Source organism: Paenibacillus sp. MAHUQ-45, assembly GCF_058133325.1.
Genome location: NZ_JBYUPV010000006.1, coordinates 91,315 through 114,193, shown reverse-complemented (window position 1 = coordinate 114,193; position 22,879 = coordinate 91,315). Strand labels below are relative to the sequence as shown.

Below are 22,879 nucleotides of genomic sequence, written 5' to 3'. Positions count from 1 at the left end.
CTGTGCGCTTATAGACAATGCCGTCTCATCTGCCAACGCCCGCATTCACGCAGCATTGTAGGAATTAGCACCATGGCATTTATGAATATGCGGTTCACGCATAAGCATAAATCGGTTGCCGGGCTTCATCGGGCCTATCCCTCCGCCACTCTCGATAAGATATGTGATATAGTGTTGTAGTTTGTCATAAAATGTCCGCCTAAGAAGGCATGATTTAGTATAGTTTAGTTCTGCATTCTTTGTCAAAGGAAAATTTTCCGCAGAATTCCATTTTTACATCATCAGGATTTCCCAGCATTCTTAGGCCAATGATCCATGCTGTATTTATATACAGCCTCTAATGATTTGCAGACCATTTCCAATCCCTGCTTCAAGTCCTCCAGGTGACTGTCGAGATCCTCCAGCTGTATTTTGTCATGAAGACCCTGATGACGCTGCCACAGATCATCCTGCATTTCAGCATTCATGTAATGAATTTCAGCGTTGCGGCGCTTGCGCAGGTTCTGCAGTGGCTCCCGATAAGAGTTCTTAATGTTCTCCAACTGATCGGCCAGTGCTGCATGCTCCTTGTGAGTAAGAAATTCCCGGAGTACCGTGAAATAAGAGAAGTGGGTTTTAATCCTGGATGTATTAAGGTCATAAAGACTGTTCAGTACCGTACCGAGCTTGTCCAGCAAAGAGAAGACACGAATAAAGCCATTTTTATAAAAATACACATATCGCGCATATTCGCCCTGCTCAGCCACCGACATATCGTCCATATACCCAGCCTTCACTGATTTCCGGTAAAAGGCAGCGGCAAACCAGCTCTGCTCCAGTTCATCCAAGGAGACAATCAGGCCACGAGTCCAAATCTCCAGCTTCCGGTGCTCATGATCACGGTCCTCATGCCTATTCATCTCCTTGCGCAGCAGCGAGGCGAATTCCGCCATATGTTCCATAGCCTCGGCGAGTACGCCGCTGTTCACACGGGGTGGTTCCCCCAGCAATATCCGCAGCATATGTTATCCTCCTTACCCTGCTTCGGATGGAGCAATTCCAAATAAGAGTGTTAAATTAAGATCCTGATCTTTCCGCAGTTACTACAACCATCGACGTAAAGTACCGTGTCTCCAAGTTATTGTCCCTCCCTGTAACCCACTCTATCCATCCTCTCAGCCTAAGAGTACATTCGATCAGGGAATACTCCTGCATGACATTCCTCCAGCAAGAGCTTGTTGCACCGATTTAACGCCTGTTTCCTTTGCTAAGCTGCCATACCCGTACGCTCATATAACACAGTACACCGAATAGTCCGGCAATGAGCAGAATGTGAGCAAGAGCAGCAAAGATGTAAAGCTTATCATTTCCTAGCGTATACACGACCGCCGCCCCGCTGAACACCTGCATCAGACACAGTAGGACAGCTGCTACACCCAGCATTCTCAGCTCTTTGTGTTCCTTTTGCCTCCAGAATGCCAAATGCCCCAGTAAAGCCGTCAGCAAAAACAGCAGTAAAGCCGCTATCCGGTGCGTGAACACTACTCCAACGCCACCCGATAACTCCGGAATAAACTCCCCATTGCATAGTGGCCAGCCGGAGCAGCCCCCTTGGGAATCGGTATGGCTGACGAACGCCCCTATGTAGACAACGATGTAAGAATAAATGGTCGTGAACCAAGTCAAATTACGAAAAGAAATACTCACCGGCTTACCAGACACAGGAAGAGTGTCGCCTTCTTCATGCCTTCTTTTGGACCCTAGCGCTAACATTAGGGAACTGGCAAATGCAATTAGTGAAAATCCCATATGCAGCGCCATCACGGCAGCAGACTGGGATCTGAGCACTGCAAGCGCTCCCATTCCGCCTTGTATGATTACGAAGAGTAAGGTCATCAAGGCATATACTAACAAATCGCGCCGCTGACGCGCATAACGCCAGAAGGCAAACATGGAAGCTATCGACAGCATACCCGCCAGACCGCTGAATAAACGGTGGGTATATTCGATCAAGGAGCCTACAGTATAGGCAGGAATCAGCTTGCCATGACACAACGGCCATTCATTTCCGCACTCCAGACCCGAACCCGTTTTGGTTACTACCGCCCCGCCCAGCAGAGCCAGAAACATTACCAGACAGGTTATGTAACTAAGCCACTTCAACTGATTTGTCGTCAAATGTGATCACCCGCATTAAGAAATAAGTAAATGAATGACTTTTGCTGGAAAAGTATGAAGTAATGCGTTTCCATTATAACCGAAAAAATGATGTTTGCGGCATTTGATTCTGCATTTTAGAAAAGAAATGACCTTCCTGTTGTCCGATAACTAAAAAACACCGCTTTGCTCATACAACGGGCAAAGCGGTGTCTTCAATATCCATCCATTACTTGTGAATGCTTTGATAAACCTCAAGAGCTGTATTGAGGAAATTCTCAATTTCCTCACGGGATTTGCGCAGCTTGCTCACAAAGCGAACCAGCTCGCGTCCGTCTGTATAGGCCACAAAACTTGGAATACCGAGAATGTTATGCTCCTGGCTTACATCACCAACAGCGTCGACATCCACCTCTACAAGCGTCAGGCGGCCTTCATAATTTTGCTCTACTTCAGGCATAAAGGGATCAATGAACTTGCAGTCGACACACCAGTCGGCTTTGAATACGGCTATCGTCAGCCGGGGCGATTGAATCGCTACCTGAAACTCAGCGGGAGAACTAATCTTATCCATCTATGGGTCAGTCCCTTCCAGTCAAAAATATGTTACCTGTACCTTTTAAGTGAAGCAAAATGTGACGCGGAAGTCAAATCATCAGACAATCATTGCATTACTCTCTTGCCCGCACACGGGCAGGCTGTAATTTCATCAGTGGATTCAGCAGCTTCTGCAGAGCACGTGGGTACCCGGCAATTTCCTGCTTACTGATCACACCTAGCACGATGAGCAGTACGAGATAGATAATCACAACCGCTCCGCCCACCACAAGGCAAGTCAGCAAGAAGGCCAGACGTGCAGGCATAACATGTGTAAGCAGAATACCGGCTTCATTCAAGCCATAACCGATGCCCGTAGAAACCAGAACCGCAAGCACAAAACCTCCCCAGCGCTTGCCCATAATCTCGAAAGATACGATCTTACGCAGCAAACGCAGGTTCAAGTATGTAATCACGATAAAACAGAGCGCCGTTGCAATAACAATTCCGTAGATACCCATGAAACGGCTGAGCACCAAACTGAAGATAAGCTTCGTGGCAATTCCGCCGAGCACGTAGAACATGGAGATTCGGGATTTGCCCATCCCCAGCAATATCGAGTTCGAGGTTGTCATCGTTATTTGAAAAATCGTACCGAATGTAAGGAGAGCAATAATTCCAGTTCCTGTGATCTTGGTGAACAGAAGCCCATTAACAGAATAGGCTGCGGCAACCAATGACATCACAATTGGTGTTCCTGTTAGAATGGAAATCCGCAGCGCCAGTGTAATCTGGCGTTTCAGGTGAACATCGTCCCGCCGCGCGTAGGCTGCCGAGATGACTGGGATCAGCGAAGTGCTGAGCGCAATAGCGAGTACGGGTGGAATGCCGGCGATACTCTGTGCTTTTTGCCCCAAAATCCCCAGCAATTGCGTGGCGCTAGCCTCACCGATCTGACCGCTGAGCAGCGGAACAATCAAGGTCGTATCAATGAAATATACCGCTTGGATGGTCATGGATGATAGCACGATTGGAATGGACAGGCTAAAGATATCCTTATAAATCCCAAACATCGGCAGCTTGGCACTAGGCGCTGTATTTAAGTTCTCCAGACGGTCCTTCTTCCGGGTCTTCATGATGAAGTAGAGCATAACACCAAAGGCGGCTATACTTCCCAGCACACTCCCGAATGAAGCACCCGCTGCCATGATCGAATTGTCATACCCCTGCTTGAGCAGGATATACGCCAGCAGAATTGCGGTGAACACTCTGGCAATCTGCTCTACGATCTGCGAGACGCCGCCAGCCATCATATTATTGCGTCCCTGCAGATAACCACGCATCATCGCGATAGCCGGGAACAACAGAAGTGCTGGAGCGATGGCCTGAATAGCCCTGGTACTCTGTGGAACCTTAGCATGATTCGCGAACCATGGCGCGGCAAAGTACAGCGCCACGCTCATAATAACCCCCATCACCGCAGCAAAAATAAGCGCCGCCCGATAGACCTGCCGCGCTTCATCCGGTCTGTTCAGCGCGTACCGTTCCGACACCATTTTGCTAAGTGTACTAGGAATACCGGCGGTTGCCAGCGTCAGCAGCATTAAATATACATTGTTGGCCTGTACAAATGCGGCATTCCCGATATCGTCAAACAGATGCTCCAGCGGAACCCGCTGAAAAATACCAAGCACGCGCGCCACGAGTGCCGCTGCAGCCAAAATTAGCGTGCCTTTGACAAAAGACTCTTTCTTGGACAAACTGCTTCGCCTTCTTCACTGTAAAATTAATGCAGGCCGATCCAGATGAAAAAGAGGATGACCATCGCTAACTGTAGCACAATTTTGACTACCGTACTGCTAAATAAACCAATTATTGCTCCTACACTAACTTTGGTGGCTTTACCAGCCGAAGAGCCGACAATCAGTTCGCCGATAAAGGCTCCCAGAAACGGACCAATAATCAAACCAAATGCCGGAATGACGAACGGGCCGAATATCAAACCGATGGTGCTGCCGATGACCGAAGCACGCGAGCCACCGAATTTTTTGACACCCCAAGCTCCCACTACATAATCGGCAATAAAAAGCACCACCACAATCAATGTCTGAATAATCCAGAACCAAGTGCCAAGGGAGTGGAAGGAAAAGAACCATCCGTATACGAAAAAGGCAAGATAAATCGCAATCGCACCCGGAAGAATCGGAACTACAGCACCGGCCAACCCGACAGCAAATAAAGCGATAATCAGAATCCAACCCAGGATTGTCAATTCCTTCTCCTCCAATGTCGTTCACTTTTACAAAATGAATCTTTGAATAACCTCAGCAATCCCATCTTCGTTATTGCTGGCTACGACAGCATCCGCTTCCTGACGAACCGTCTCCTGAGCATTGCCCATCGCAACACCAAGACCAGCCTGCTGAATTACAGCAAGATCGTTCAGACTGTCTCCTACGGCAACGACTTGGGACATGTCAATGCCGAGCAACTGGCAGACTTCCTTAATTCCGGTTGCCTTGTTAATTCCCAGCGGGTTAATCTCCAGGTTATGTGGTGAGGAGTTCGTGATTTCTAACCCACCCAAGTCTTGCAGCTCCAATAGCAGCTTGTGCCGAATGTCATCATCCTCAGTGCTGTATCCAAACTTCAACCATTCCCGGTCCTCTGTACTTCCATCCCAGTTCTCCCGGTTGTGTACTTGCTCCAGAGAGTAAGCCCAGAACCAGATCCCATAACGCTCTGCCATGTCATACAACTGACTCACAAGTTTAGGATCCATCAAGGAACGGCGGTACAGCTCATACGGCGCACGCCACACTTCGCTGCCGTTCACCGTTACCATCGGTGTCTTAAGACCAAGCTGCTTGGCATAAGGCCAGGCACCGTTAAAAGAACGGCCGGTGGATAGGCAGACATGTACGCCCGCCTCCACCGCTTTTTGAATCCATTCCACTGTCTTTGGGGTAATGATCTGTTCATCATTCAGCAGGGTTCCATCCATATCCAAGGCAAGCAGGCGGTATTTGGCAGTCATTGCCACCCCTCCATTCTTTGTTGTGCCCATCTAAGAGGGCGATTTTATGGTTACTGTGTATTCGTTGTTGTATTTTCAGAAGCGGCATTGTCTTGTCCATTTGCTGAAGATTGCAAGCTCTTCTTAGGCACTCCGTTCAATCCGTATTCCCAATCGTACGCATCGAAGATTTTCCGGGCTACCGGTGCGGCACTGTTGGAACCAAAGCCACCTTCCGGAATAATAACGGCTACCGCCAGCTTCGGATGCTCACGCGGAGCAAAGGCAATGAACACCCCGTTATCGATGGTACTTTTAACACCTTTACTATAGGAATCCTGCTGCGAAGTCCCTGTCTTACGGGCAAAATCATACGGGAAATTATCAAAGCTGCTGACTTTACTACTCATTCCCTTGATTACTTCTCTCCAATACGACGGATCGAAATCCACCTTATCCAGCTCTTCACGCCCGAAAGTCTTCACTACCTTACCGGAGGAATCGGTGATTTTGCTGACTAATTGAGGTTTGATACGCACACCTTGATTGGCGAGCGTTGATGTATACTGAGCCAATTGCAGCGTCGTATAGCTACCTTGTTGACCAAATGACGCGTAGACTAATGCAGATTGAGCACTTCCTGCTTCAGCCTCTTTAAAATAATTCAGCATTCCTTTGTACTCTTTCGGCAAACCGCTGCCGGTTGATACCCCAAGTCCAAATTCCTTCATATATCTATCCCAGATTTCCACACCCTGGGCTCCGTACTGCTCGTAAAGTTTCTTACCTACCTTATCGATCATAAAGACGTTAGAAGAGTTCGCAATGGCATCAGCCGGTGATCTAAAGAATCCATAGGCATGACTCCCGGCATTTCTAACCGTGGTTTCATGACCGGCTTTACCAAACTTAGTACTTCCTGTATCTGAATAAGTGGTATGTGTAGTGATGAAACCTTCCTTGAGACCAATAAGCACCGTAAGTGGCTTAATCGTGGACCCCAAGAAAACGGTAGAACTAAAATTATGACCGGAGCTTCCTGAGGAAAACGGGGTAATCGTTCCGTTCTGATAGTTGCCCATAATCTTTTTCCATACATCAGGGTCCATTTTATCTTGTGTCCACACATTGGTATCGTAATCTGGCATGCTTGCCATGGCCACGATATTACCAGTATCCACTTCCATCGCCACGGCGTAACCAGTAACCGCTGACGGATGCAGCTTCCCTTGAACTGGATTCTTGTGCAGCCAGTTGAGCTGGTCGGTAATGGCCTGTTCGGTTTTCATCTGGATATTCTTATTGATCGTTGTCCAAATGTCATTTCCCTTCACTGGCGGAACTACCTGCTCAATTCTCTCAGCCATATTCTGCGGGTTGACGGATATCTCCTGATATCCATTCTGGCCGCGAAGCTCCCGCTGATATTGCAGCTCAAGCCCGTCAAAACCAACAAATTCATCGTCCTTGTAGGTCAAGCCGGCAGTGGGATTGTTTTTCATCTGATTCAAGATATTCTGGTAAATCGCCAAACTGTTGGAGGATTTGAAAGGCTTGATATATCCAACGGTCTGTACGGCAACAGTGTCCTTGTCATAATGGCGGTTACTTTCCTCCACCACGGTAAGCCCAGGATACTCATCCTTGTGTTCCATGAAGTAAGCTACTTCTTCGTCAGTGAGGCCTGACTTAATCCGCCGGGCCATGTACCCCGAATACTTCTTGAAGTAAAGGTCCAAGGAATCCAACACATCTTCCTTCGTCATGGGTTTAACATCTTTGGCACCGAACTTTGCAAAGTCCGCGACAAGACGGTTTGCCAAATCATCCGACTTGGCCTGAGCGGCAGGTGATAACGTCGACTTGCCGGTCTCCTTATCAGTGACCTTGGCCGTATATTCTTTGGTCAGTGTAATGTATAACGATTGAACCGGTGTGGAATAGGCCAACTTCTCGCCTCCTGCAGCATAGATCACACCGCGCATGGCGGCTAGCGGTACACTTTTTGTTGCCCGGTTAGTCTCCACCTCGGTCAAGGTTGGCCCTTCTACAAACTGTAGAACCGCAAGACGAATAATAATGACACAAAAAATAATAAACGTGCTGAAGAAAAACACGTTGATCCGTAGGCCAAGGGAACTTTTGCTATTGGTCTCGTCCTGTGACGAGGCCTGCTTACGGAAAAAGCTCACAGTTTTTCCTCTCCTTTTTCTCTAAGATGATTATTCTGCCGCGCCGCCTTCAGGAGCCGTGGTGACAATCGGTTGAAGATTCTTCTTCGGTATACCGTTTAGCCCGTACTCCCAATCATAGGCGTCAAATATTTTGCGGGCCACCGGCGCAGCACTGTTGGAACCAAACCCTCCTTCAGGAATCACCACAGCTACGGCAAGCTTGGGCTTGTCACGCGGTGCAAAGGCGATAAAGACACCATTATCGCGCAACTCCTTCTTGGCTTCCTGCTGAGAGGTTCCTGTCTTGCGGGCAAAATCATAAGGGAAACCCTCGAAGGCGCTGACTTTACTGTTCATGCCCTTCTTAATCTCCTGCCAGAACGACTTGTCAAAGTTCGTCACCTCATTCAAAACTTCGCGACTGAACGTGGTGACTGTTTTACCCTGTGCATCCGTTATTTTGCTGACCAATTGCGGTTTGATCCGTTGCCCTTCATTGGCTAGTGTAGAGGCATATTGGGCTAATTGCAGGGTCGTATAACTCCCCTGCTGGCCGAAGGAGGCGTACACCAATGCCGCTTGCACGCTGCCCGCTGCTTCGATGTTGGTGTAGTTAATCTGGCCTCGATGTTCACCAGGCAAACCGCTCTCTGTGAGTACACCAAGTCCAAACTCCTTCATATATCTATCCCAGACATTAATGCCTTCACTTCTATATTTATCATACAGCTTCTTGCCCACCATATCGATCATGAAAACATTGGATGATAACTCAATCGCAGTTGCAGGTCCCATCTTTCCATACACGTGTCCTGAGGCATTCCTTACTGTGGCTTCATGACCTGCTTTCCCGAACGAAGTGCTGCCTGTATCGATGTACCTGGTCGCTGGGGAGATAAAGCCTTCTTTAAGACCAATAAGCACCGTCAGCGGTTTGATTGTCGAGCCCATTAGCAGAACCGACCGAAGCTCATGTCCGGATAGTCCTGATGCAATCGGGTTAATCGTACCATTCTGGTAATTGTACATCATCTTTTCCCAAGCAGCTGAGGATAGCGTACCTGTTGTCCACACATTCGTATCATAGTCAGGCATACTCGCCATGGCGACGATATTGCCTGTGTCTACTTCCATTGCTACAGCATAACCGGTCAATGCGGCAGGATGAACCTGGCCTTGGACTGGATGGGTATGAAGCCAATTGATTTGCTCCATTATAGCCTGCTCAGTTTTAAGCTGAACGTTTTTGTTAATCGTTGTCCAGAGATCGTTGCCCTTAACTGGCGGAACAACCTTTTCCACCTTCTCCGCCATGTTCTGCGGATTGACTGATATCTCCTGATAACCGTTCTTCCCGCGCAGCTCTTTCTGATATTGCAGCTCCAGACCGTCGAATCCAACGATCTCATCATCTCTATAGACCAAACCCGGGTCTGTGTCCTTCTTCATGGCCTGAGCGATATCTTGGTAGAAGGAGCGATCCTGCGAATAACTGAACGGTTTGATATAACCAATCGTCTGCACGGCTACTGTATCCTTGTCATAGTGACGCGTAGTTTCTTCAACAATCTCAAGTCCCGGGTAGTCATCCTTGTGCTCCATAAAATAGGCGACTTCCTTATTCGTCAACCCAGCCTTCACCCGACGGGGAAAATAACCGAGTGATTTGCGAAAATTCAAATCGAGCGCTTTAAGAACATCCTCTGGTGTCTGCTCCTTAACGGCGGGATCACCATATTTCTTGAAATTCGCCACAAGGCGAGCAACCAGATCATCCGACTTTGCCTTGGCTTCCGGCGTTAAAACCATTTTGTCAAAGACCTTGGTCTTAGCCGTATACTCTTTGGTCAATGTAATATACATGGAATACACCGATGTAGAGTAAGCAAGACTCTCGCCCCCTGCGGCATAGATGTTCCCGCGCAAAGCAGCAAGCGGCACATTCTTTGTATTGCGATCCGACTCTACCTCGGTCAATGTGGGGCCTTCGACAAATTGCACAATGGCAAGTCGAACGATGATAACGCAGAAAATAATAAATGTGCCAAAAAAGAACAGGTTGATCCGCAGACCCGTGAATCCTCTATTCGGTGTATCCTCCGAACCGGGTCTCTGTCTACGAAACTGACTCACAGCCCTCTCTCCTAACAATAGATAAAATATGGCACAAAATGCAGGCCAATCCTATTAATTCTTATGATGAGTAGTCTAGTTAGTCCAGTTTATTGTACCACATCTGTTTGCACTGCGCCTTTACGTCACAGCACGCTCTCTCTGATATGCGTATCGTAGAAATCCTTAGTATTGAACCAGTTCCCGCTACTCGCCCAGGTGGGGTCGAGGGGAATCCACGCCTGCTTGTCACTCACGTAGACCTCATTCCAGGCGTGCGGACCGTATCCGCCGCGTCCATCATACCCCTGGCCAGTTACGACTCGCACCTGAAGGCCCTGCGAACGGGCCATTACGGCATAAAGCCGTGCGTAGTCAATACATACACCAAGTCGTGTATTGAACGTATCCTGTGGTGTCTGTTCATGCCAGATCCGGTTCTTCTCGTAATTCTCAGCCTTGGCATAATCATAGGCAACCCGCGATCCTACCCAGTCATACAGCAATCGTGCCTTTTTCTCCTCATCTGTCGTCTTTCCGACAATGTTGGCAGCCGCTCCAGTGATATCGCCGGAGATATCATGATCGATAATCTCGTACTTACGACGGAGAATATCATTCATCTCTGCAGCGACGGCTTGGGTCAGAATCGGCAGCTTACTGTGAACCGTATCGCCAGCAAAAGGTTCAATGACAGCGGCAGCACTCTGGCTGTAGACGGGAGAAGATTCCACATAACGACTGAAGCTGCTGTCGGGGGATAGTGCAACGCCGATGAACAGTACGGCTACTACTATAAGCCCCCGTGCTAGCCCGATCAATAATCCTACACCTGCTCCACCGAGCCGGCTGAGTGCGGTCACCTTCTTGTCCCCTCTACGACGTCCGCTGCGCTGAAACGGAAGTAGAAGTACAATAAGCCCCAGCAGCAGACGAATCAAGCTGTAACAGAGCAGCAACACCAGTATAAATCTGACAACTGGAGATCCCGCCAGAACAGAAATGGCCGTGTAATAAAGCTGCTGCCATCTCGTCAGAACGCCATCTGTGAATTCCACCCCGGAAGCCCACGCTTCGACAAGCGGAGAGAAATAAGCCGCCGCCGGTATGGCCAGAAGAAGCGCGACAAGCGTCGATATCCCGGCACCCAAAAGGCCAAACAGCCTGCCTGTTGAACGTGAAAATCCTCTACCCCAGCCCTGCAAGAGGGAGAAGGCAACAATAAGCAGCAGGATGATGGAGATTACGTTGGCATCAGCCACACTTTTTATCCATCCGTTGAGCATGTCCGCTCCCCCTTTCTTTAGCCATAGGTCTCTTGATAAATATTCGTTACCCTTTACTTCCCAGCTGTATTCTGTTTGCGTGCTGCATCAATAAAAGTTTTTGTTGTATCATTAATACTCCATTTACCCAGTCCAACACCGCGGAAGGTAACCTCCACCTTGTCCTCCCCAGCTTTCCCTTTCACTTCAAGGTTTGGAGTAGTGATTGTAAACGTGCCATTCCCACCGGAAGTATACTTGGCGTCCTTAGCCTCCTTGAGCATGACGTCCTGTGCTTCACTTTTTAAGGTGCTCAGTGTGCTGTCAGCCACTGTGTTCACAGCATTACCGATCTGATCCATTGTAACCCCGCTGTAAATAAACAAACCGACAACGATCACAACGACAATCGCCCATTTCAGAACCGTCTTGACCAGATTGACCACAGCGAATAGCAGTACAAGCGCAATAACGATGACTAGCCAATTCTCTCTAATAAACTGTGACCACACCTCTATATTCATCAACTTCACAACACCCCAATCTACTTTAATATTGATTATTATACATGATGTAATCTCAGAATTCATGGTTCCCCAGCTGTACCACAGCGTGGCAGCACCGCAGATGTCACATAGACAGTTGATATTATAAAAAAACGGTATAAGCCCTGCCTGGCCCACGTAAAGTACAAGTAGCTGCTCTTTTCGTTGTGCTGATGAATCATACGAATACGCCTGCCCCGCAATTCCCTATGCTGCGACAGGCCCGGAGGTGTTACATGTGAAAACTGCGCTGTGGCTCTATTTGTTCCTTTTTCTGGCCTTCTTCGATTTGCATGCCCAATATCCCGTGCTGACGCCGTTTGCCATATCACTTGGCGCCGGCCCAGCCTTTATCGGCTGGATGATGGGCATGTATTCGCTGACCCACCTCCCCGGAAATCTGCTTGCCGGAGTGCTTGTAGACCGTAACGGAAGCCGCCGGTATATCGTATTCAGCCTGTTGACCGCCGGTGTGCTCCTGCTGCTTCAGGCACATGCGCAGCTCCCATGGCATCTGCTGCTGGTGCGCGCAGTGAGCGGCTTCGCGCTGGCCTTCCTGTCCCCGGCCTGTATGACACTGCTGGCCTCGCTCTCTTCGGATTCGACGACTCAAGGCAAGTACATGTCCGGTCATGGCATCGTGCATACCCTCGCCTCCGTTGTCTCTCCCGCCGCCGGCGCGTTTATCGTCGCCAAAGCCGGATTCTCCGGCACGTTCAGCAGTCTGGGCTGGCTGCTGATTCTGACAGGCTTCATGGCCTTCTTCAGCGTTCCCAAGCATGTGCAGACCCGCACAGCTGTCCCTTTGGTTTCTACAGAAGGTGATCTGGAATCCCCCCAGCTGACAGAATCGAGTCCATCGCCGGACAACGCCAATTTCGTCAAACCCTCCAGACGCTACTATCTGCTGCCATTTTTCGTCTCCTGCTCCCAAGGGGTGCTGTTCTTTGAGCTTCCACTCTCACAAAATGGGGGCCAGAACATTCTCTCCACAGGTCTGCTGTTGTCGCTTCTAAGTCTGGGGGCGCTCGTGACCCTCAGTATGTTCTTTCTACATCGGTGGACACCATCCGGCAGAATTGCCGCAGCACTACTTAGCATGGCGATCTGCTTCTTTGGGCTTGCCGCCTTCGGAAATATTCCACCTGGCCTACTCCTCTTTCTGATGGGCGCTGCCAAGGGTGTGCTGTTTCCTGCGATGGCCTCATTATTCATTAGCCTGGGTGGCCCGGGGCGACTTGGTAGAACGTTCTCTATGCAATCCATCGCCATGTCCCTCGGGGCGTTCGCAGGTCCGGTCGCTGCCGGTCAACTGCGGGGCATTGTCTCTCCTTATTTTATTGCCTTCCTGCTGCTGATGACCGCACTGCTTCTGCTTCCGCCGAAGAACACGAAGCTCGCACCTGCCTACAAGACAGGTTTGAACGGACGCGCAGCCTAAATCCTAATTTAACGACTCTCATTACGTCCTATTTAGGTGTCTTTACAGTGATCGGGGGATTTTTACATGAAATAAGTTGTAACTACTGATTAAAAATCCGAAAGCGCGATTAGTCTGAGGTAAGCGGTATTGTCATGGCCCCGATCCAGGCTATGTACCTCCGGCCCTCTGGATATCCACGGCATTATTCTGGTATTGTAGATTCTCTTGGTAATCATCCTCCGCGCTGGAATATTCTATATGCCAACACAGGAAGCGTTTTTGTCGTATCCTCTATCATCCGGGTATCGCGCCCGGGTGATTGTTTGCTTTTGCGACATTTCCCGGGGAATGATTACATCATGGCGTTTAAGCCTGTTAAAAATGGCGAAGCTTAGGTAAAATATATACGCATGCACCATGATTATCGCTCCGGAGGTGACGAACTGAATATGTCCATCACAATCATTGTCGAAGGCAAAAACGATCGCAGCAGATTACGGCGGATCTTGATGCCCGAAGTTGATATTCTCTGTACCTTTGGCACCCTGAACACCCTCAAGCTGGAGAACCTGCGCCAGCAAGTGGGGGACAGTGAAGTCTATCTGTATATGGACAACGACAGTTCCGGTAAAAAAATCCGCGGTGTGCTGCGGGATGCTTTTCCCGATGCTGGTCACATTTACACAAGGCGGGGATATGCCGGGGTAGAAGGTACGCCGGACGAGTACAACATCACTCAGCTTGAAAAAGCAGGCCTGGAGGAATTTATCATCTATCCCGAGCCCCTGCCCTATTGAGAATAAAGTTCACAGTAAAAAACGCCTTCTTTGTTCTCCCTTCCCATGAAAAGGCGAGTAGCAAAAAAGGCGTTTTTAGGTTTATCTATAATGATTCCGTTACTCGCGGGCCAGATCCTTCACGGCAGCGGCCAGGAATTCAGGGGTAACATTATCGCTATCCCCAGCGTCGTAAAGTGCTCTTAGACGGTTCTCCCTGTCCACCAATCCAATCAGATTGGCATGAGCAAAATTGTCCCTGTTATCTCCTGCAATCAATACTTTGAAGGAATCGGCTGCAAGCTTGCGAATCTTCTCCTGATCCCCTCGTAGGAAATACCAGCCGTCATAATTGGCATGGAATCGGTCGGCAAAATCCTTAATAGCTTCCCGTGTATCTCGCTTCGGATCGAAGGAAATCGACAAGAACGACACATCCTTGCCAAAGCTGCCGTCCTTAACCAGTAAATTCTGAGTCTGAGAGAGCATAAATGTCGTTACAGGACATACATCGGGACAATCTGTGAAAAAGAAGTAGACCAACCGGGCCTTTCCTTGTGTATCCGCAAGCGTCACTGTATCTCCATTCACATTCTCGAGGGAGAAGTCCTGCACTTCCCCGATGACCGGCAGTTCTTTGCTTCCCAGCGCCAGGGAATTAAAGGCCAGATAAGCGGCCATAATCAACGCCAGCAGAAGAAGTAACCAGGTCCATTTATAACGTTTCAAGGTTTGCAAGGACATTCTTCCCTCCATTACAAGTGAGTTGTATTCAACACTAGTACGATCAAGCTGACCGTCAAATAATTGATGGAAAAGAGGAAGTTCTGTTTGGCCCAGGCCTCGTCATCCTTGGCCTTGAACCCTTTCAGGGTCAGATATAGCCACATCAGGGACAGTAGGCTGGAAATAATCAGGTAAAAGATACCGGCATATCCGTACACATACATCAGAACCGGAATTGGCAGCAGCAGAGCTACGTAAGGAATCATTTGGAACTTGGTGCGCCGAACGCCTTTTACCACAGGCAGCAGCGGAAAGCCCGCAGCCCGATACTCTTCTTTGCGGCGGATGCCCAGCGCCCAGAAGTGAGGGGGCTGCCACAAGAACAGCATCGCGAATAGCAAAACAGCGGCAAGGTCGATTTGACCTGTAACTGCTACGTAACCGATCACCGGTGGTGTAGCTCCGGAAATCGCACCAACAGAAGTGCTCCAAGTGGAGGTTCGCTTGAGCCATAGGGTATATACGACAACATAGACGAATACCCCCAGTATACCGAACAGACCGGCAAGCACTCCGCTGAACGCAAACAGCACAGCGAGGCCGACAATTCCCAGAACAATTCCGTACACCAGGACGGTTCTTGGCTTCAGTCTACCCGTAGGTAATCCGCGGTCACGGGTCCGTTCCATTTTCATATCCAGGTCCCGGTCAAAATAGTTATTAAATACACAGGCCGAAGCCATAACAAGCATTGTGCCAAGCAAAGTTAAAATCAAGTTTCCGTATTGGACCTGCCATCCAGACGCCAACCAAAAACCAGCAAAGGCTGCAATCAGGTTCGATCTGATAATACCTGGCTTCGTCACAGTAATGAAATCACGCCAGCTCGCACCTTTTGGCGGCAGCTTGGCAGACATTGCTGCGGAATCGGAAGGAGCCTGATATCTCCATTGATTATCCACGCTTAGTAATCCTCCTTTAAAACAAACTTCTAACGTTCTCGCAAGAGAAATAAGTTCTCCGCTGTTAACTTTATCATAACAAACCCCTGAAGAAATTGACAATCATTTGGTATGATGTTCATGAATTCGACAATTACGTGACGATATTTATTTTATTACAGTTTAATAACTGGACATGATTTAGGGTAGTAATGAATAGGAACTTCCGCGCAAAGGAGAACTGAACTATGGATACTGCTACACATATTGTTATGGGCCTGGGATTAGCTGGGCTCTCCTTCGTTGATCCTGCCGTCGCCTCCGACCCGATGCTTGCCGGGGCTGTTATGGTATCAGTCGTAATCGCATCACAGGCGCCTGATGCCGATACTGTACTGCGCCTGAAGAGCAATGCACTGTATATACGCAATCATCGGGGAATCACCCATTCCCTACCTTTCTTAGCGCTATGGCCTGCGCTGATCACGATAGTCATTGGGCCCTTATTCGGATTTAGTGATCTGTTCAGTCTGAGTCACATTGCGCTTTGGAGTTTTATCGGTGTATTCGTTCATGTTTTTTCCGATCTGTTCAATACTTATGGTACCCAGGCCGCACGTCCATTCACCGAGAAATGGATTGCGTGGAACATCATTCATATCTTTGATCCCTTTATCTTCGGCAGCCACACGGCAGCTCTCGTGCTCTGGGTGAGCGGACTTCTCCCCCCTGCCCCTTTGTTCATTACTCTATATATTTGTATCGTGATCTATTACCTTTGGCGAACCCTCGTCCATTTCCGGCTTTCACGCAGAATCAAAGCAAAGGATATCAATCATGATCCCGCAGACCGCTATTACATTATCCCAACAATCTCCCCTAGACGCTGGAATATTGTTAAGGCCAAGCCGGACAGCAGCTATGATGTGGGCCAGTTGATTAATGGCCGACTTCACTGGTTCAAGCATGCGGTAAGCTCTAAGCACCCTGCCGTAGCGCATTCAAAATCTCATCCAGATATCCAGTCCTTCCTGTACTTCACCTCATTTGCCGTTGCTGAGGTAGAAGAACTACCCTCCGGTTATATTGTACGCTGGGGAGATGTGCGTTATTTACATCGCAAGCAATTCCCTTTCGTGGCAGTCCTCGTGATGGATAATGAGTATCGTCCGCTAAATACGTACGTAGGATGGCTCAGTAGCGAGAAGCTAGAAGAACGTTTTGCTAATGATCCCGGTTCCATGAAAGTATAGCCCCTTCTCGCACTACTGCTGTCCCTTCACCTCTCGCCTTTCCTGCAAAGGAGTCATGCTTTTCCCCTTGACTCCCTTGCCGGGATAAGGGACAATCACCATAAAGCGTTTACAATATAACGTACTGCACTTTTCATCACATTAATCTTGCTACCCCGTTTGTGTAAAAAAACGTACTAACACAAAAATCCCGGAACCATGTTCATGATCCGGGATCACTTTCTTTATTGCCTGAAAGGAGGTTGTCAATTATGGGAAAAGGACTCTCCCTGTGGTTCGCCTGCTCGTCCATTCTAATCCTGACCGCCGCCTCTATCACGATCAGCTACAACATCTGGCTGGCACTGGCTCTTGGCTTGGCCTGCATTCTGAACATCGGCTGGGGCTTTATCGTCAAAGCCCGCCGCAGACGCCGTCAGGAAGGCACCACACAAACTTAACGTTATACCTTCCTGTAAGGATTCAATTTTCTTATCGAGATGGCAGGAAACCCATACGGTCCTTCACACCAGCCAGCGTCTGTGCAGCCACCACGCGAGCGCGCTCAGCACTTTCCGCCAGAATATCGCTTAGGGCACCTGAATTCCGGATTTCGTGATAGCGTTGCTGCAGCGGTTCAAGGGTCGCCACAACCACCTCAGCAAGCTCTTTCTTGAAGCCACCATACATTTGTCCTTCGAACCGGTCGGCAATCTGCTGAAGCGACATCCCGGAGCATTCCGCATAGATACTCATCAGGTTACTAACTTCCGGCTTGTTCTGTGGATCAAAGACCACTTCGCGCCCAGAGTCTGTAGTTGCCCGGCTAATCTTCTTGCGGATGACATCCGGTGGGTCCAATAGCGAGATGAAGCTACCCGCATTGGGATTGCTCTTACTCATTTTTTTGGTTCCATCATCAAGAGACATAATCCGAGCGCCCACTTGCGGGATATACGGTTCAGGAATCGTGAAGAACTCCCCAAAACGGCTGTTGAAGCGCCCTGCCAAATCGCGGGTTAACTCCAAATGCTGCTTCTGGTCTTCTCCCACCGGTACTAGGTCTGCATTGTAAACGAGGATATCGGCAGCCATCAATGACGGGTACACGAACAGGCCTGCTCCTACAGAATCTTTGCCGGAGGATTTATCCTTGAACTGTGTCATCCGCTCCAGCTCTCCCATTGCGGTCAGCGTTGTCATGATCCAGCCAAGCTCAGCATGCTGCGGAACATGAGATTGGAGATACACATTGGAACGTGCCGGATCAATTCCAGCTGCAATAAACAGTGCAGCTACCGACTCCGATTGTTCACGAAGTGCCGCAGGATCTTGAGCTACCGTAATAGCGTGCAAATCAACCACCATGAAATAACATTCATGCTCTTCCTGCAGTTTCACGAAGTTCTTCATTGCTCCAATATAGTTGCCGAGTGTCAACGTACCGCTGGGCTGAATGCCTGATAATACTTTTTTAGCCATACTAAATCCCTCCATGTAGTGTATTTCCGAAGTGGTATGCAATGTGTAATGAACGCAAAAAAGGCCCCACCCCGCAAGGGACGTGAGACCGTGGTGCCACCCTTATTCGCCGCATATGTCCTTTGTAAAAAAACATCAGCAGCCTTAAGCTTCCGTTAACGGGGAAGAACCGGCCGGACTACTTGGGAGATGTTATGCTCCTGTTCAAACTCGGCGCTCGGGGGTCCATTCACCAGAAGAATTCCACCGGTTCGCATCATCCACCGGCTTTCTGAAGGTTCATCATCTGTCTACTTGTCCCCGTCATCACATTGCCATTATTATTGAATGAGTTCATCATGAACGATGCGGAGAGGTTTGTCAATTCCCTTAACCCAGGGCCGCATAAATCTGTTATGATAAGGTTATCCGCGTTCTATTCCGATTACAGCTACAATAAAGGAGCATATCTCATGAAACAGGTGACCAAAGGGCAGTGGGGCGGTTATGATACTTATATTTTGCACAGCCGCGAACTGGAAGTCACGCTTTTGCCGCGACTTGGAAATAACGTGATAGCCTTGAAGGATCTCAAGGAAGAACGGCAAATTCTGCGACGGCCTGAAGAAAGCGACCTAGAGTTTTTTATGCAAAAGCCATATCATTTTGGCATTCCGCTCTTGATCCCACCAGGACGCATTCGCAAAGGACAATTTCAATTTGACGGGGTAAATTACCAATTCGACCAAAACACCGCGGGTGACAATCACATCCACGGCCTACACAGAACACAGGCGTGGTGTGTTAGTGACATTGAAGAAGACGAGGATGGCTGCGCCGTAACGACGGAGTTCAACACTGTGGACGATCCACACTGGATGGAGCAGCTGCCTGTGCCACTCAAATTCGAAATGACATTTCGGCTGCAGGATGCCAAGCTGAAACAGTTTCTTAAAGTAACTAATCTTGGTGAACAGCGTATCCCGTTCGGGCTCGGCTATCACACCTGGTTTATGATTGATGGAGAACCTGAACGCTGGAATCTTAAGCTGCCCGTAGAGGGCATCTATGAGCTGAATGAAGAATTGCTGCCAAGCGGCAACCTGCTTCCTCTCGGAGATCTTCAAGACCTTAACGAGGGAAAGAACATTCAGGGAACTAACTTTGACACAGCTCTGCGAATTGGCAAAAATCAGCCTGTAGAAGCTCTATTACTGCGCGATGATGGCTACGGACTACGTTATACAGCCGACGAGAATCTCTTCCGTCACTGGGTGCTTTATACAAAAGGACCGGCTGATCAATTCCTCTGCATCGAACCATATACGTGGCTACCCGATGCACCGAATGTATCGCCTGATCCAGAATTCACCGGCCTGTTGACACTGGAACCGGGACAGAGCATTGAGCTGTCAACCACACTTGAAATGATCCACCCGAATCGCTAATATCTATATCCGCTTAAGCGATCTTCCCCTGCATGCTGCAGGAGAGGATCGCTTTTTTGATAATCTGTAGTGGATTAAGAACAACATATCTTTATAACCAAACATCACGCACTAAAAATTACCATCCTTAAAACCTTTTGAAAGAGTGCATGAATTCATCTCCTAGCGCTCATACTATCTTCACAACGGGCGAAGGAGGTGACAAACATGGGTCAAGCAGGTCAAAGCCAAGGTCGTGGTAGTCGTTCCAATAACCTGGTCGTTCCTCAAGCGAACGCTGCTTTGCAACAATTGAAATATGAAGCAGCTCAAGAGCTGGGTGTAACCATTCCTCAAGACGGTTATTACGGAAACTACACTTCCCGCGAAACCGGTTCTTTGGGAGGATACATCACCAAACGTCTCGTACAACTGGCAGAGCAACAATTGTCCGGTCGTTCGAACTAGTCGCACCCTTATCTTAAACGCCTTACTTGGTTAGGCTGAACAGCCTATCCTACACAGCTTCTCAGCCTCCTTGCGCTTCTCCAAACAGAAGCGTGAGGGGGCTTTTTAGTATTGTGACAATGAATACCCTAGTGTCTGTTAACCCAGAAATTGATCCTGTGCATCGGCTTGCGAATTACGAGGATAACGAATCATCAGATTCGCCATATTGTAATTAGACTCCAATGTAGCATCCACGATAACCATTCCCTGCCTTACAGCAAATTCATAGCTAATCTCGCCGTGGGTCCACCGCCGTTTATATTTAAGGCTTTCCAGCGCCATCAACCGAAAGGAAGCTTGCTGCTCGGGTGTCAGTCCCTCTGTTTCAGCAGCGAAGGTACCTTTTCTTCCTGATAGAGGAAGATGGCGAATACCAAACTTTCCAATGACATTATTTCGTATTTGCACAAATACCGTGCCGGAAGACAAACCTGACAGTTCTTCATGCAATTCCTTGAACACCAGATCGATCTGTCGCGCCAGCGATAATTGCTCAGTCTTCATCATAAATATCCTCCTCAGTTATCTTCCTAGCACACCTTATATAAGGCTTAGGACTCAATTATAGGTTAATTACAGTAACCCACACAACATTATTCAACATAATTGGTCAATAATGACTATAAATGCGTATTTTTCATATGAATATTATTATCGTTCGCATAAAACTGATGATTTTCGACAATTTACAAGTAAAAAAAGACCCTCATTTGAGGGTCTTTTCGCATTAATACCGCATTATAGTTGACTAACTTAGCATCTCATGACTGCAGTTGTCTTTATATTGCCATAAATCTTATGCCAAATGCTCTGTCATCTGCAGGAACTCTTCAATATCAGCAATAATCAGATCGCTTGCCCCTTGCCAGAAATCCGGCTGAGTCAGATCGACACCCAGATGTTTCGACACCAGATCCTCCAAAGTCATCACACCGGTATCACGAAGCAAGTCATCATATTTGTCCGCGAACGAAGGTCCATCCTGCAGAGCAAGACGGTACAATCCTGTGCTGAACATGTATCCTACGGTATACGGGAAGTTATAGAACGGCACATCTGTAATATAGAAATGCAGCTTGGATGCCCAGAAATGAGGATGGTAGCTGGAGAGAACTCCATTAAAGGCCTCCTTCTGCGCTTCTTCCATCAAGGCGGACAGTTCTTCCGCACTGACAACACCTTGCTTGCGTTTTTCGTAGAAGCGGGTTTCGAACAGGAAGCGGGCATGGATGTTCATAAAGAAAGCCACACTTCTTTGAATCTTGGACTCCAGAAGAGCCAGTTTCTCTTCAGGATTAACGGCTGCCTTCACCTGTGCATCGGATATGATCGCTTCAGCGAAGGTCGAAGCAGTCTCCGCCACGTTCATCGCATAATTCTGATTGAACACCGGTTGATCCTTCAGCAGGTAGGAATGATAAGCATGTCCCAGTTCATGTGCCAGCGTGGACACATTAGAAGCCGTACCGCTGTAAGTCATAAAGATACGGGATTCCTTGCTCTCCGGGAATGTGACGCAGAAGCCGCCTGGACGCTTTCCTGCACGGTCTTCGACTTCAATCCAGTTTTTGTCGAAGGCTTCTTCGGCGAAATCCGCCATCTTCGGACTGAAATTGCGGAATTGTGCAATAATGTCTTGTGCTGCCTGATCGTAGGAGATTTTGCCGTTAGCGTTGCCGACAGGCGCTTCGACATCCACCCAGGATAGAGACTCCAGACCAAGCAGCTTCGCTTTGCGCTGCAAATAGGAGACCAGAGCTGGTTTGTTGCGGTTAATGACATCCCACATTACATCCAGCGTCTCGCGGGTCATGCGGTTGATCCCCAGCGGCTCTTTGAGAATGTCGTCCCAACCGCGGCCATTATAAAGGTTCACGCGGAAGCCAGCCAGATGGTTCAATGTATCCGCACAGTAATCCTCAACACCGCCCCAAGCTTCTTCCCACTTGGCGAACATCGTGGACCGTACGTTCGAATCGGCATCATCCAGCTTGTTGAAGGCTTGTCCTGCAGACAGCACACGGGTGCCTTCTTCATCTTCAAAAGGGATTTTGATGGAGGATACAATGGTCTCATAGTGCTCACTCCAGCCATGGTAGCCATCAACTGCCAATGACAGGGCCAGGCTTTCCAGTTCAGGGCTCATTTTCTCGCGGGCCAGACTGCGGCTCTCGCTAAGTACGAACTTCAGTGGCGCAATTTCTGGGCGGGCCATCCATGCTTCCCATACTTCGTCAGAAGTCTGGCGCAGCACATTGTCAAATTGCGAGCTGATGCCTTCGAAACGTGCACGCAGCCCTGATACTTTGGAAGACAGACGCACCGCGCCTTTATCCTGCTGATTCTGAGCGCCAAGGCAGCCTGTGAACTCAGCAGCCTGCACCAGACGACCTGTGCAACTCTGCAACAGCTCGATCACACTGTCCAAAACCTCTGTTCCTTTGACATCAACCGGGGAGACGGAAGCCTTCACTTGCTGCTGTAAAGTCTCAATATCCCCCTCCAGTTTTTGGAGGAAGCTCTCGAACTCAGGAGAAGCCGAGCCTCCGTTAAAGATGGAATCCAGTTCCCAGGTTAACGATAACGGTTGTTTCATGT

Annotated in this window: 21 protein-coding genes and 1 riboswitch; of the genes, 6 read left to right on the top strand and 15 right to left on the bottom strand. The window is 48.7% G+C overall.

Features of this window, described 5'->3' with window-relative positions; genetic code table 11:
• Positions 1-22: 22 nt before the first annotated feature.
• Positions 23-161: riboswitch (SAM riboswitch) on the bottom strand.
• Positions 162-281: 120 nt separating this feature from the next.
• The 10 genes from AC3Y23_RS14990 to AC3Y23_RS14945 form a co-directional block, all read right to left on the bottom strand.
• A complete protein-coding gene (locus AC3Y23_RS14990) occupies positions 282-1,001 on the bottom strand; it encodes a Cthe_2314 family HEPN domain-containing protein (protein WP_379200208.1) in 720 nt (239 codons plus the stop codon).
• Between the two features lie 226 nt (positions 1,002-1,227).
• Positions 1,228-2,157 carry a COX15/CtaA family protein gene (locus AC3Y23_RS14985; protein ID WP_379200206.1) on the bottom strand — a complete coding sequence of 310 codons (930 nt, stop codon included), beginning with the start codon at positions 2,155-2,157 and terminating at the stop codon, positions 1,228-1,230.
• A 208-nt stretch (positions 2,158-2,365) separates the two neighbouring features.
• Complete coding sequence (locus tag AC3Y23_RS14980) at positions 2,366-2,710, bottom strand: thioredoxin family protein (protein WP_379200204.1); 345 nt, start codon at positions 2,708-2,710, stop codon at positions 2,366-2,368.
• A 97-nt stretch (positions 2,711-2,807) separates the two neighbouring features.
• Positions 2,808-4,433, bottom strand: coding sequence for a putative polysaccharide biosynthesis protein (locus AC3Y23_RS14975; RefSeq protein ID WP_379200202.1), 1,626 nt, complete (start codon positions 4,431-4,433; stop codon positions 2,808-2,810).
• Between the two features lie 26 nt (positions 4,434-4,459).
• A complete protein-coding gene (locus tag AC3Y23_RS14970) occupies positions 4,460-4,945 on the bottom strand; it encodes a DUF456 domain-containing protein (protein ID WP_379200200.1) in 486 nt (161 codons plus the stop codon).
• A 27-nt stretch (positions 4,946-4,972) separates the two neighbouring features.
• Positions 4,973-5,710 (bottom strand): Cof-type HAD-IIB family hydrolase, encoded by a 738-nt coding sequence (locus AC3Y23_RS14965; protein ID WP_379200198.1) that lies wholly within the window; start codon positions 5,708-5,710, stop codon positions 4,973-4,975.
• A gap of 50 nt (positions 5,711-5,760) precedes the next feature.
• Positions 5,761-7,881: a peptidoglycan D,D-transpeptidase FtsI family protein gene (locus AC3Y23_RS14960; protein WP_379200196.1), complete on the bottom strand. Its 2,121-nt coding sequence runs from the start codon at positions 7,879-7,881 to the stop codon at positions 5,761-5,763.
• A gap of 30 nt (positions 7,882-7,911) precedes the next feature.
• The gene (locus AC3Y23_RS14955) at positions 7,912-9,996 is read right to left on the bottom strand and encodes a peptidoglycan D,D-transpeptidase FtsI family protein (RefSeq protein WP_379200193.1); all 2,085 of its coding nucleotides are present in this window, start codon (positions 9,994-9,996) and stop codon (positions 7,912-7,914) included.
• 125 nt (positions 9,997-10,121) lie between these two features.
• On the bottom strand, positions 10,122-11,261 hold the full coding sequence (locus tag AC3Y23_RS14950; RefSeq protein WP_379200191.1) for a transglutaminase domain-containing protein: 1,140 nt from the start codon (positions 11,259-11,261) through the stop codon (positions 10,122-10,124).
• A gap of 53 nt (positions 11,262-11,314) precedes the next feature.
• A complete protein-coding gene (locus AC3Y23_RS14945; RefSeq protein ID WP_379200189.1) occupies positions 11,315-11,764 on the bottom strand; it encodes a hypothetical protein in 450 nt (149 codons plus the stop codon).
• A gap of 259 nt (positions 11,765-12,023) precedes the next feature.
• Between AC3Y23_RS14945 and AC3Y23_RS14940 the strand changes: the two genes are divergently transcribed.
• Complete coding sequence (locus tag AC3Y23_RS14940) at positions 12,024-13,226, top strand: MFS transporter (RefSeq protein WP_379200187.1); 1,203 nt, start codon at positions 12,024-12,026, stop codon at positions 13,224-13,226.
• A 431-nt stretch (positions 13,227-13,657) separates the two neighbouring features.
• Entirely contained in the window at positions 13,658-14,005 is a 348-nt protein-coding gene (locus AC3Y23_RS14935; RefSeq protein ID WP_066376351.1) for a DNA primase, read from the top strand.
• A 99-nt stretch (positions 14,006-14,104) separates the two neighbouring features.
• Here AC3Y23_RS14935 and AC3Y23_RS14930 read toward each other — a convergent pair whose 3' ends face one another.
• A complete protein-coding gene (locus AC3Y23_RS14930; RefSeq protein ID WP_379200184.1) occupies positions 14,105-14,728 on the bottom strand; it encodes an SCO family protein in 624 nt (207 codons plus the stop codon).
• Between the two features lie 11 nt (positions 14,729-14,739).
• A complete protein-coding gene (gene cyoE / locus AC3Y23_RS14925) occupies positions 14,740-15,672 on the bottom strand; it encodes a heme o synthase (RefSeq protein WP_379200182.1) in 933 nt (310 codons plus the stop codon).
• Between the two features lie 227 nt (positions 15,673-15,899).
• Here cyoE and AC3Y23_RS14920 point away from each other — a divergent pair, with 227 nt between their 5' ends.
• Together AC3Y23_RS14920 and AC3Y23_RS14915 are read left to right on the top strand one after the other, a co-directional pair.
• Positions 15,900-16,904 carry a metal-dependent hydrolase gene (locus tag AC3Y23_RS14920; protein WP_379200180.1) on the top strand — a complete coding sequence of 335 codons (1,005 nt, stop codon included), beginning with the start codon at positions 15,900-15,902 and terminating at the stop codon, positions 16,902-16,904.
• A 251-nt stretch (positions 16,905-17,155) separates the two neighbouring features.
• Positions 17,156-17,344: a hypothetical protein gene (locus tag AC3Y23_RS14915; RefSeq protein ID WP_379200178.1), complete on the top strand. Its 189-nt coding sequence runs from the start codon at positions 17,156-17,158 to the stop codon at positions 17,342-17,344.
• Positions 17,345-17,375: 31 nt separating this feature from the next.
• On the opposite strand, the gene trpS is transcribed toward AC3Y23_RS14915, so the two are convergent.
• A complete protein-coding gene (gene trpS / locus AC3Y23_RS14910) occupies positions 17,376-18,365 on the bottom strand; it encodes a tryptophan--tRNA ligase (protein WP_379200176.1) in 990 nt (329 codons plus the stop codon).
• A gap of 452 nt (positions 18,366-18,817) precedes the next feature.
• Here trpS and AC3Y23_RS14905 point away from each other — a divergent pair, with 452 nt between their 5' ends.
• Both AC3Y23_RS14905 and AC3Y23_RS14900 read left to right on the top strand, forming a co-directional pair.
• On the top strand, positions 18,818-19,792 hold the full coding sequence (locus AC3Y23_RS14905) for an aldose 1-epimerase (protein ID WP_379200174.1): 975 nt from the start codon (positions 18,818-18,820) through the stop codon (positions 19,790-19,792).
• Between the two features lie 207 nt (positions 19,793-19,999).
• Positions 20,000-20,239: an alpha/beta-type small acid-soluble spore protein gene (locus AC3Y23_RS14900; protein ID WP_066376333.1), complete on the top strand. Its 240-nt coding sequence runs from the start codon at positions 20,000-20,002 to the stop codon at positions 20,237-20,239.
• A gap of 138 nt (positions 20,240-20,377) precedes the next feature.
• Here AC3Y23_RS14900 and AC3Y23_RS14895 read toward each other — a convergent pair whose 3' ends face one another.
• Both AC3Y23_RS14895 and AC3Y23_RS14890 read right to left on the bottom strand, forming a co-directional pair.
• Positions 20,378-20,788 carry an O-methyltransferase gene (locus AC3Y23_RS14895; RefSeq protein ID WP_379200171.1) on the bottom strand — a complete coding sequence of 137 codons (411 nt, stop codon included), beginning with the start codon at positions 20,786-20,788 and terminating at the stop codon, positions 20,378-20,380.
• A gap of 289 nt (positions 20,789-21,077) precedes the next feature.
• Entirely contained in the window at positions 21,078-22,877 is a 1,800-nt protein-coding gene (locus AC3Y23_RS14890; RefSeq protein ID WP_379200169.1) for a M3 family oligoendopeptidase, read from the bottom strand.
• Between the last annotated feature and the right edge of the window lie 2 nt (positions 22,878-22,879).